Source organism: Moraxella bovis (assembly GCF_002014975.1).
GTDB lineage: Bacteria > Pseudomonadota > Gammaproteobacteria > Pseudomonadales > Moraxellaceae > Moraxella > Moraxella bovis.
In genome coordinates, this window is sequence record NZ_MUXV01000024.1 from 15,111 (window position 1) to 25,851 (window position 10,741).

The 10,741-nt window shown below is 44.9% G+C and carries 5 protein-coding genes; all 5 read left to right on the top strand.

Annotated features, from left to right (window positions below; all coding sequences use genetic code 11):
* Positions 1-4,998 (top strand): Ig-like domain-containing protein (locus tag B0182_RS15150; RefSeq protein ID WP_211271632.1); only part of this gene is annotated, 4,998 nt, incomplete at its 5' end.
* A 217-nt stretch (positions 4,999-5,215) separates the two neighbouring features.
* Positions 5,216-5,431, top strand: a complete 216-nt coding sequence (gene rpsU / locus B0182_RS06150; RefSeq protein ID WP_029104045.1) for a 30S ribosomal protein S21 — start codon at positions 5,216-5,218, stop codon at positions 5,429-5,431.
* Positions 5,432-5,666: 235 nt separating this feature from the next.
* Complete coding sequence (locus B0182_RS06155; RefSeq protein ID WP_078274076.1) at positions 5,667-5,969, top strand: hypothetical protein; 303 nt, start codon at positions 5,667-5,669, stop codon at positions 5,967-5,969.
* A gap of 111 nt (positions 5,970-6,080) precedes the next feature.
* Positions 6,081-8,975 (top strand): DNA polymerase I, encoded by a 2,895-nt coding sequence (polA, locus tag B0182_RS06160; protein ID WP_078274077.1) that lies wholly within the window; start codon positions 6,081-6,083, stop codon positions 8,973-8,975.
* A gap of 6 nt (positions 8,976-8,981) precedes the next feature.
* Positions 8,982-10,703 (top strand): SulP family inorganic anion transporter, encoded by a 1,722-nt coding sequence (locus B0182_RS06165; RefSeq protein WP_078274078.1) that lies wholly within the window; start codon positions 8,982-8,984, stop codon positions 10,701-10,703.
* The last annotated feature ends 38 nt before the right edge of the window (positions 10,704-10,741 follow it).

Consider the following 10,741-nt stretch of genomic DNA (forward strand, 5'->3'; position numbering starts at 1 on the left):
GACACCAAACCAGGTACTCCAGGACAACCTGTGACCCAAAATGTCACAAACAATGACGGTGATGTAGACCCATCAACGGTAAAACTTGTTGATCCTAACAATCCTAACAACCCACCTAGCAACGAAGTTAAAGTACCAGGTCAAGGCACTTGGACTGTCGGTCCTAACCCAGGCGAAGTAACCTTCACTCCTGAAGATGGCTTTACTGGTGACCCAGACCCGATCAAATACGTGGTTAAAGATAAGGATGGTAAAGATTTGCCACCTACAAGCGTGGATGTAACATATCCAGAACCAACACAGCCTACACCAACCAACCCCGACACCAAACCAGGTACTCCAGGACAACCTGTGACCCAAAATGTCACAAGCAACGACGGTGATGTGGATCCATCAACGGTAAAACTTGTCGATCCTAACAACCCACCTAGCAACGAAGTTAAAGTACCAGGTCAAGGCACTTGGACTGTCGGTCCTAACCCAGGCGAAGTAACCTTCACTCCTGAAGATGGCTTTACTGGTGACCCAGACCCGATCAAATACGTGGTTAAAGATAAGGATGGTAACGACCTACCACCAACTGATGTGGATGTCAGCTACCCACAGCTTACCAACCCTGACACCAAACCAGGTACTCCAGGACAACCTGTGACCCAAAATGTCACAAGCAACGACGGTGATGTGGATCCATCAACGGTAAAACTTGTCGATCCTAAGACAGGTGAGCCAACCGACAAGATTGTTGTGCCAAATGAAGGTACTTGGACTGTCGGTCCTAAGCCAGGCGAAGTAACCTTTACTCCTGAAGATGGCTTTACTGGTAATCCAGGTCCAGTTAATTATTATATTAATGACAAAAGTGGTAACCAACTTCAGCCAACACCAGTTGCGGTAACATATCCATCCAAGCCAGTGGCGGATGTTAAGAAGGGCAAAATAGGTCAGCCTGTACCACAAAAGGTAACTGATAACGATGAGAATGTCGACCCGAGCACTGTCCGTTTGGTTGATCCTGTTAGCAAGGAGCCAGTGCCAGTGGGTACACCCATCAAGGTGCCAGGTCAAGGCACTTGGACTCAAGACCCTGACGATCCAAGCGTGGTAATTTTCAAGCCTAATCCAGGTTTTGAACAGAGTCCAACACCCATCAATTACATTGTCAAAAATAAGAGCGGTTTGGATTTGAAACCTACCCCAGTAGCGGTGACCTATCCAACAATCACCACGCCCGACACCAAACCAGGTACTCCAGGACAACCTGTGACCCAAAATGTCACAAGCAACGACGGTGATGTGGATCCATCAACGGTAAAACTTGTTGATCCTAACAACCCACCTAGCAACGAAGTTAAAGTACCAGGTCAAGGTACTTGGACTGTCGGTCCTAAGCCAGGCGAAGTAACCTTTACTCCTGAAGATGGCTTTACTGGTGACCCAGACCCAATCAAATACGTGGTTAAAGATAAGGATGGTAAAGATTTGCCACCTACGAGCGTGGATGTAACATATCCGCCAGTTGACCCTGCAAACCCAAATCCAATCGCTACCACTCCTGATAGTAAATCGGGCTATAAAGGCGAACCCGTCACCCAAAACGTAACTGGCAATGATAACAATGTTAAACCTGATACGGTTAAACTGGTTGATCCTATCACAGGTCATCCAACCGACAAGATTGTTGTGCCAAATGAAGGTACTTGGACTGTCGGCCCTAACCCAGGCGAAGTAACCTTTACTCCAGTACCTGAGCTTGGGGATAAAGACCCATCACCAATTAACTATATTGTTGAAAACGATAAAGAGCCAGGCACATTCTCTAAGCCAACACCAGTTAATATCACTTATCCTGAGATTGTCAAGCCCAAGGTTTCTATTACAGGTCTGACCAATGTTAATGAAGCAGTTGGCGAGATTGAATACACCATCAGCCTAGACAAGCCTGCCAAAGAAGACATTACGGTTACTTATGTAACTAAAGCAGGTGCGAGCACCAATCCTGCCGAAGTTGCTGACCTAAAAGACGGCTTTGTTACCAAGACTGTTGTTATTAAAGCAGGCGAAACTTCTGCTACCGTTAAAGTGGGTATTGTCAACGATAATGAATATGAAGTTGCTGAGGATTACAACATTGCCATTACTAAAGTTGAGGGTAATGCAAGTATTGATACAGCTAAGGATAATGTAACTACCACCATTCATGATGATGGCAAAGGCACGCCTGATGGTCGCGATCCAAACAATCCGGACAACATCAGTCCAAACGTGCCAAGCGATCCTGCTAAACCACCATTTAACCCAGCAGATCCAGACAACCCAGACAACAATCCTGATCCACGTCTGCCACCAACCAACCCTGTGCCAGATGCGGATAATGATAAGCCGACTGTAAATTTGTCAGGTGTGAGAACTGTGTTAGAGAGTGCGGGCACTGCCAAATATACATTTACACTGGCTAATGGCAAAACTGCTGATAAAGACGTTGTTATTGAGTACCAGGTAACTGTTCCTGCTAATGCGGCAGGTATTAACCTAGCAGAGGCTGCTGACTTCGGGAATGGTACTTTTGGTGTCACTAAGACGGCGATTATCAAAGTGGGTACTAGTTCGGTAGATATTAATGTGCCAATCATAAATGATGAAGTCTATGAAGGTATCGAAACTTTTGTGGTTAATATGACTAGAGTATCAGATAACGCCAGTAAGGGCGTAGATACAGTTACCACTACCATTAATGACTTTAATGGAGAGGTCGGTGTTAACAAAGACAAACCAGTGATTAAATTGGATCCACCAGCACATGTATCCGAGGAAGGCTTACCGGGTGGTAATAAAGACAACGATCCTGTTGGTGTGGATAAGACGAATGCTACCACTTCTGATGGAGAGATTCGTATTACAAGCATTGATACAAGTCTATCCAAAAATGTAACATTGGCTTTAACCAAGCCTACTACAATTGTTACCAGTGGCAAGCAACCAGTCACTTGGACAACACCAGATGAGGGCTTGACATGGATAGGCAGAACTCCTGATGACAAACCTGTTCTTACTATCAAGCTCAAAGAGCAGATTGTAAAAGAAGGTAACACCATTGCTTATAAATACACCACAGAGCTACACGCACCTATTGATCATACGGAGGGTGATAACAAAGAAGATAATCTAGAAGTTAATTTTGGTATCGTGGTCAAAGATGGCAAAACTGAGATTGCACGTGACAATAAGATCGTTACGAGGGTGGAGGATGACTCGCCTGTATCAGGTGTTAGTATTCACAATATCGATGTACCTGTCGATGATGTTAGACTGATGGATATCGTCACAGGCTTTAGCAACCCTGATTCAAGTAATGAAACGGACAAACGATATTTTGTGTCTACCAATAATGATAAAGATGTTTATGCTGAGACTATCCAGTGGGGCAATCCAAGTAGGAATGTGCAACCTAGAGCAAGCTATGGCATCGCAGAAGATGTCAGTATGATCAATAAGAAGTTAGATGGTTTTAATATACCTTTTAGTTTAGGTACGTTTAACCATGACAACCAAGGTATTTATGTCAACAAAGGCTTGGAGTCTGTTAATATGCACGTTGATTTTGTGGTGAGTATTAACGGCGAAAAACAGACTGTTAAGACCATCTTTGATCTAAAGCATATCGAGACTCCTAATAAAGATTACGACAACAATGACTTGTTGGATAACTTAATCTATGGTATCACCCCTGATGATTTTGTTATTTTCAAGCCGCAGGAGACAACACTCCTCATTGGCGGTAAACGCTATACATTAAAGTTAAATCAGCCAGAAAAAGTCAGTGGCAATGGTGAGCTACGCGACAGTGTTGATAACTATGATCTGCTTGTTAAGATGGAGGAAAATTATAATACAAGAGGCGGCTCTGATGATATAAGAGGTGTTAACAGTTTGTACAATACAGGTGCTGCCAACTTGATTAAGACTCAGTTGGATGGTATTACTCGAGAGGATGTGGTCTCTGGAAAGGTGGTGATTATCAACACCAAAGAAAAAGCGAATAATGGTTTTAAATTATCTGCAACACTAATCCCACTTGACCCAAATCCAGATGCTAATAACGATCTTGAGCATGCAACCAACTTTAGAACAGGTGGTGATGTTGTGAGCGATGCCAGATTGTTAGATCCTAACGCACAAAAGGTTATTTGGACACTCAAAGACATTACAGATGCCAATAAAAACATTGTTGATAGCGATAATAATCCATCAACATTCACCTTTAAAACCAAATATGGCACATTTATCGGTAATATTAACGGTAGTTACGAGTTTAGAGGTGCTGATAATCTTGCTGAAGTGGTTGATTTGGGTGTCGAGGATCGGTTAGTGTTTGGCTATACTTATCAAGACAACGATGGTGATAGCATTCAAGACACTGTTGTTATCAATTTTAATGATTATGCCAAAGAAACCACAGGTCGTACCGTTAATGGCACTGATGACCATGACTACATTATCGGAACAACAGCTGCAGCTGCAGATATTATTTACGGCGGCAAAGGTGATGATACGTTGATTGGTGAATTGGGTGCTGATAAACTATATGGCGGCGAGGGTAACGATAAGATTGTTTATGATGCTGATGATCTTGTTATTGATGGTGGTGCAGGTATAGATACTCTGCTACTTGTTAGCAAGCCATATAAAGTCGGTGATGAAGTCAAGTTGGATGGAAATATTGACCTAACCAACACCATAGCAACTGGCTTTGAGGTATTGGACATGAATAATGGTACGGCACAAAACCTAACCATTACTGCCAAAGATGTACTCAGCATAAACCCTGAGGGTCGTTCCCTTGATGTTTTGGGTGATGGGCTGGATACGGTCACATTGGATGGCACCTTTACCAAGATTGATGAATCTACATCTGAGGTTAAGGTAGGATTTGATCAGTATATCTCAAATAATGGTGCCACCCTTTTCATTTCTGAGGAGATTAAGAATATTATTATGTAGTTTTTAAAACACCAAAAACGTCCCAGTTGGGGCGTTTTTTGTTTTGTTTAATGCGTCAAAACAACTTGCCTTATTTGGACTGTTTTGGTATAATCGGCAGGTTTTGTAAAAAACACCTTGTTCCAATTTGAGCTGATGCCTACGCCAAGACCGTACCAGCTAATTATAATATACAGCCAAATTGATGTCTTAGTTGTCTTGATAATCGGAGTAAACCATGCCCTTAGTAAAGGTCAAAGAAAACGAACCTGTTGATATTGCGATTCGTCGCTTCAAACGTGCTTGCGAAAAAGCAGGCGTTCTGGCTGACGTACGTAAAAAAGAATTTTATGAAAAACCAACCCAAGAGCGTAAGCGTAAAAAAGCCGCTGCGGTCAAGCGTTATAAGAAAAAAGTATGGCGTGAACAAGCACGCACTGTGCGTAAATACTAATCAGTATTTCGCCACGAAAAGCACTCATATTTGGGTGCTTTTTCTTTTGGCTTGCTATCTTATTTTAAAAAAATCTATTTGCACAGATTTCCTAATCATAGTCATTCATCAAACTTGATAGAAAATTTTACAATTTGTTACAAATTGCTTAAACTCATGACAGTTACGCCTTGTACAATACGAAATATTTGATTTACTTAATTATTGTGTTTTGTTTTTTTAATGGGAGTTCACCATGAAATCATTTTTTACCCCTGCTCTTATTTTATCCGCTTTAACTTTGTCCGCCTGTGTTGCGCCCATTGATACACCAAATACAGGGGCGGTTGTCGTGCCTGTACCTGTGGGCGTGCCTGTGCTTGTCAAAGAAAATAAAGACAGTGTTCATGTCTGCAAAGTCAAAGCCTTTACCGAAACTTACCGCGCCGAAAACACCAGTCGTGGCAAGACTCGCCTAGATGTACTCAAACAATGCCGAGCCGAGCACCATGAGATGTTTTGCCGTGATGAAGACGTGGAATGCACCGAATATGACTAAACGGTAAATCTAAGCCCTGAGCATCAGGGCTTTTTTATGGGAAAATTTTCCCTAATTTTCCTTTTTTGGGTATAATAGTTCAAATTTTATATCAAAAAAGTTATTAAAATCATGACCTACACCGACATCCCCAACCTTGCCACTTTTGACACGTCCGCCATTGATAAATCCAAACCACCTGTCATTCTCGTGGACGGCTCGTATTATCTATTTCGCTGTTTTCACGGTATGCCCCTACTATCCAACCAAGACGGCTTGCCCACCAATGCCACTCGTGGTGTGCTAAATGCCTTGGGCAAGCTCATCAAAAAATACAAGCCCACCCACATGGCGGTCGCTTTTGATACCAAAGCCCCCACCTTTCGCCACGAATTATCGGACGCTTATAAGGCTCACCGTCCGCCGATGGACGATGATTTGCGAGTGCAGATTCCGTATATTCATGATTTGATTGAAAAATTGGGCATTTCCCTCATCAAAATTGACGGTTTTGAAGCGGACGACATCATCGGCACGCTTGCTCACACCGCTTGCCAAAACGGCTATCCTGTCGTCATCTCCACAGGCGACAAGGACATGGCACAGCTGGTTAATGACTGTGTGATTTTGGAAGACAGTTTTAAGGACAAAATCACGGACTTACAGGGCGTATTTGACAAATTTGGCGTACACAACACCCAAATCGCCGATTATCTCACGCTCATGGGCGACTCATCGGACGGCATTGCAGGCATTCCTAAGGTTGGGGCGAAGACGGCAAGCAAGTTATTGACCGAATATGGCGATATTGACGGCATTTTGGCAAATCTTGCCAATATCAAAGGCATGGTTGGGCAAAAAATATACGAACATCAAGGCGAAATCCCCCTAAATCGCACCCTTGCCACGATTGTTACCAATCTAGAACTGCCCATTTCATTTGACGAATTAAGATTAGACAATGACAAACAGACACAAATAAAACGTGCCAAAGCGTTATATGAGTTATTTAAGACATTAGAATTTAAAAAAGAAATGGCGGAGCAGTTGGCATTATTAAAAATGGCGGAGTTGCCTGTTACTGATGATTTATTTAATAATGACAATGCCGATAATGAATTAAACAATCCTTTTGATGATAATTTGGCGGATAACAGCGATGAATTAACCGTTAAACCCTTACCCATTAAACAAGGTACTTATAAAACCATAAATAGCCTTGATGAATTTCATAAGCTTATTGATAAATTAAAGAGTGTGCCTTATTTTGCCATTGATACCGAGACGACTAGCATTGACTGGCAAAAGGCAGAGTTGGTTGGGGTATCTATCGCTACAACCAATTATGAAGGCTATTATATCCCTGTGGGACATACGGGCGATTTTGATATTTTGCTTGATAATCAATTAGATAGGGACTTTGTTTTAAATGAGTTAAAACCCATTTTAGAAAATCAGAGTATCGGCAAAATCGGACAGCATATTAAATACGACAGTCATGTTTTTAAAAAATATGGCATTGAGCTAAATAATTGGCATATGGATACCATGTTAACCAGTTATGTCATCAATGGCGTGGCGACACGGCATAACATGGACGATTTGGCACGACACTATCTGGGCGTAAATACCACCACCTTTGAAGACGTGGCAGGTAAAGGGGCAAAACAGCTTAGCTTTGATAAAGTGGACATGGACAAGGCAAGCGATTATGCGTGCGAAGATGCGGACATTACGTATCGCTTGTTTAGTGTGTTTGACGAGTATTTACAAAAAGATACTAATGCCAATAGCCTTTTGCACAAATTAGAAATCCCCACCGCCCAAATCTTAGCCCAAATGGAGCATGACGGCATTTTGATAAAGACCGAATTTTTGGGTAAATTATCGCTTGCTTTTGACAATCAAATCAGTCAATTAGAACAAAAAGCCTTTGAGCTGGCGGGCGAGAGCTTTAACGTGGCAAGCCCCAAACAGCTTGGCGAGATCTTGTTTGACAAATTAGGCATATCAGGCGGTAAAAAAACCAAAACAGGGCAATATTCCACATCGGAGGCGACCCTTGCCAAGATTGACCACCCGCTTGTGGACGTGGTGCTAGAACACAGAAGTCTGTCCAAGCTCAAAAGCACCTATACGGACGCTCTTGCCAAAGTCGCTGACAAACAGGGGCGAGTGCATACTAGCTATCACCAAGCCTTGACGAGTACAGGGCGACTGTCGTCATCAGACCCCAACCTACAAAATATCCCCATTCGCACCGACACAGGGCGACTCATTCGTGAAGCCTTTATCGCGCCGACAGGGCGTGTGATTATGGCGGCGGATTATTCGCAGATTGAGCTGCGGCTCATGGCTCATTTTAGTGGCGATGAGAGTTTGATTAATGCCTTTAAAAACAACCTAGACATTCACACCGCCACCGCTGCCGAGATTATGGGTAAGGAGCTATCAGACGTAACGCCAAACGAGAGACGTTCAGCAAAGGCGGTGAATTTTGGGCTACTATACGGCATGGGCGTGTTTGGGCTTGCCAAACAGCTTGGCGTAGAAAACGGCGTGGCAAAGGACTACATCAAGCGGTATTTTGCCCGTTATCCTGCCATACATGATTACATGGAAAATACCAAAAGTTACGCCAAATCAACAGGTTATGTTACCACCATTTTAGGACGTAAGCTCTACGCTCCCGACATCAACTCATCAAACGCCATGATAAGACAAGGGGCGGAGCGGGCAAGCATTAACGCCCCACTACAAGGCTCTGCCGCCGAAATCATCAAACTTGCCATGATAGCCGTGGATAAAATCCTACCCAAAGACCATGCCAAACTTTTGCTACAAGTGCATGATGAATTGGTATTTGAAGTCGATAGCGATAAGGCGGACGAGATAGGCGAGCTTATCAAAACCGCCATGCAAAACGTACTGACCGACACCGCCAAAAGCTTAGGCTGGGACGTGGATTTCGCCGTGCCACTTGTTGTGGAGATTGGCGTGGGGGAGAATTGGGAGAAGGCTCACTGATACGCCATGCCAAGACGACTACGTTCAATGCTCGCCTCCACATGGCTCTCCCCCTTATTGGCAGAGCCAAAGCGTGCCTTGCCTGAGCTTAGTACAGGGCTGATGATGGCGGTGCTGGTCATTCCTCAAAGTTTGGGCTATGCACTGCTGGCAGGGCTGCCGCCTGTCATGGGGCTATACAGTGCCATCGTGCCAACGATGGTGTATGCCTATGTTGGTTCAAGCTCGGTCAATGCCGTCGGGCCTGTTGCCATTACCGCCATTATGACATCAGGGGCGTTGTCGTCCTATGCGTTGGGGAGCTTGCAGTATCAGGCGATGGCGGTAACGCTTGCCCTGATGGTTGGCATGCTACTCATGCTCGCCCATGTGATACGTTTGGGCTGGATTATGCAGTTTGTCAGTCGTGGCGTGGCAAGTGGCTTTATCAGTGGGGCGTCTGTGCTGATTATCTTGGGGCAGTTAAAACATCTCATCGGCACGCCCTTATCAGGCGATGGACTCATTGACATGATGGGCAAGATGGCAGGGCAGGAGCGACTGTTTCATGCCCCGACTGCCATGTTGGGACTGGGGGCGTTGGGGCTACTCTTCATGAACCGCTACCGCCCCACACTCATGCACGGCGTGCTGTATCGCCTACTGCCTAAGTCCGCCCATGCTCACATCGCCCGTTTTTTTATCGTGGTACTCGTTGGTATCAGTATCATCATCGCTCGGCAGTATGACTTTGCCAATCTCGGCATTGCCACGCTCGCCCCCTTGCCGACACATCTGCCCCTGCCTGCCTTTCCTGTGGTTAGTCTAGACATCATCATCACACTACTGCCGTCTGCTCTGCTCATCGCACTCATCGCCTTTATATCCAGTGCCAGTGTGGCGGGCAATCTGGCACGCATTCGCCATGAGTCATTTGCTCCCAACCATGAGTTAAAAGGGCTGGGACTTGCCAACATCGCAAGTTCGCTCTTTGGCGGATTTGCCGTCTCAGGCGGTATCTCTCGCACCAGCATGAATGTCGCACTCGGAGCGAATACGCCCCTATCGTCCATGGTCTGTGCCATAGGCGTGCTGATTATTGCGTTATTTTTGGGGCAATTCATCACGGGGCTACCCTATGCGGTACTCTCTGCCATCATCATCACGTCCGCGATTGCCATGATTGATGTGGCAAGTTTTAGGGTTGCCCACGCCCAAGACAAAAGCGAAGCCTTAACCCTTGCCATGACTTTTGTGGCGTGCGTGGGCTTTGGGCTGAACATCGGGCTTATCACAGGGCTACTGGTCAGCTTTGCACTCATCATCTATCGCTCGCACCGTGTGCATATGGCGGTTGTGGGGCAGGTTGAGGGTAGCGAGCATTTTCGGAACATCCATCGCCATGACGTACAGACCTTTGATAACATGATACTCATTCGCATTGATGAGAGCCTGTATTTTGGCAATATCGCCACCGTCCGCACCGCCCTAGATGACATCTGCCGTGAGTATTCTACCGCTCGCCACATCGTCGTCATCATGACGGCGGTCAATCACGTGGATTTATCCGCCCAAGAAATGCTTGCCGACTTTAACCGCACACTCATCATGGATGACAAGCAATTACACTTTACCGAAATCAAAGGGCCCGTCATGGATGCTCTCATGCACACCCCTGTCATCACAGCACTAAGCGGTCAAGTGTTTTTAAGTACAGGTATGGCGGTAAACACCTTAAAAAATACTTGACAGCCTGCCAAATCCGCTGATAATCTTTTGAAAATTGA

What these genes read in the sequence shown, in the direction of transcription:
- rpsU (WP_029104045.1), top strand. Translation starts at nt 5,216, where the DNA reads ATGCCCTTAGTAAAGGTCAAAGAAAACGAACCTGTTGATATTGCGATT.
- B0182_RS06155 (WP_078274076.1), top strand. Translation starts at nt 5,667, where the DNA reads ATGAAATCATTTTTTACCCCTGCTCTTATTTTATCCGCTTTAACTTTG.
- polA (WP_078274077.1), top strand. Translation starts at nt 6,081, where the DNA reads ATGACCTACACCGACATCCCCAACCTTGCCACTTTTGACACGTCCGCC.
- B0182_RS06165 (WP_078274078.1), top strand. Translation starts at nt 8,982, where the DNA reads ATGCCAAGACGACTACGTTCAATGCTCGCCTCCACATGGCTCTCCCCC.